The organism is Guptibacillus spartinae (assembly GCF_028610625.1).
Classification (GTDB): domain Bacteria; phylum Bacillota; class Bacilli; order Bacillales; family Guptibacillaceae; genus Guptibacillus; species Guptibacillus spartinae.
The window spans coordinates 1-1471 of the sequence record NZ_JAQQWU010000041.1; the positions used below are offsets into that span (position 1 = coordinate 1).

At 38.1% G+C, this 1471-nt stretch carries 1 protein-coding gene; it reads right to left on the reverse strand.

Translation table 11 applies throughout. The features are described from left to right. Positions 1 to 37 precede the first annotated feature (37 nt). Positions 38 to 1374 (reverse strand): IS3 family transposase gene (locus PQ511_RS23545; RefSeq protein ID WP_273854343.1). Its coding sequence is split into 2 segments (ribosomal slippage): positions 38 to 990 and positions 990 to 1374, totalling 1338 coding nucleotides; the frame shifts between segments, so codons are not numbered across the junction. Between the last annotated feature and the right edge of the window lie 97 nt (positions 1375 to 1471).

Genomic DNA, 1471 nt, shown 5'->3' on the forward strand with positions numbered 1-1471 from the left:
TAATATGTACCCTGTGTAAAGGACAGTTTAAAAAAGACTAGGCAATATTAAGAAGATGATTCCTGTATTGAACAGGGGTCATCTTTTTTAAGTTCCACTGACATCTATAGAGATTGTAATACATCATATAACTCTTAACTTCACGTTTTAATTCGATTAGTGTTTGACAAGGTTTTATTGAGGCTTCGTCTTTAAAGTGACCAAAGAAAGATTCCTGCGGGGCATTATCCCAACAGTTTCCTCTTCTAGACATAGACTGATCTAAACCGTATTTCTTTAGCTGTTTTTGGTAGGTAGGGTGAGTATAGTGAAAGCCTTGATCAGAATGGATAAAGGCTTTCGCATCTAGTTTTGCTTTACGGTTGTTTTTAAGTTTTACTAACGTATCTGTCGCTAGATCGAGCGTAATTCGATCAGACACATGATAAGCTAGGATCTCATTCGTAGAGCCATCCTTTATGGTAGAGAGATACGCTTTCTTCTTATTTCCATAAAACAAATAGGTAATGTCAGTTAGAAGTACTTTTCCTGGAATGCCTTGTTTGAAGTTTCGGTCAAGCTTATTTGGTACAACACTGTGCTCTTTCGTTGCTTTCGCCATGCGACGATAGGGATTCGCTCTTCTGATCGGACATACGATTCCGTATTTTTTCATGATTCTGCGTATGCGTTTTAAGTTATAGGTGAGTTGGAACTGGTTAGCTAGCGTCATCTTGATTTGACGTGCCCCTTTTTTTCGCTTTTTAAAGGCATAGGCTTTTATGATCCAGTCTTTTAGAACCTGGTCTCGCTCCTCGTTTTCTGTTCTACGCTTTTGAGCACCTTCAGTGAAATAACGATAATAACCAGATCGTGAGACACCTACTACTGAACATAAGTATCGGATCATGTTTTTAAGTTGATACTCATGGATAATATGGCGGATTAATTCAAACTTGAGAGAAGCAGCTAATTTTATTTCTTTTTCCCCATCCCCTTTTCCATCATTTCGAGCTTTTTTAGGAGTTCATTCTCTGCTTTTAATAGGTTGTTTTGTGCTTCTAAACGTTTGTATTTTTCCTCTAAAGACAGTTCCTTGTCTCGTGGTCTTCCGGGACTTTCTTTACGAGTGTCAGTCAGGCCACTGATCCCTTGTTTTTTATAAGCAGCCCTCCACCTTTTCGCGGCAGAGCGTACTCGTTCTTGTCCAAGAATCTCGACATCAAATCCATTCTCTTCAAAGATCTGCCTCGGTAGTTTTCTTTTTTCGTGCTCTGTAATGAACAGTCGCTTAAATTCATCACTGTAAGTGATGCCTTTTTCACTAACTGATTTCACAAATTTATTTGAGGCGAGTATTTTGATCTCTTTTTCTGAGAAAACTTTTTTACTCATTGAATCATATCCCATCGATGAATTTGTCCCCATTATACATAAAAGTACCCTACAGGGCAGACTTTTTTAAAGTGTCTACTCTATAGGGTACATATTA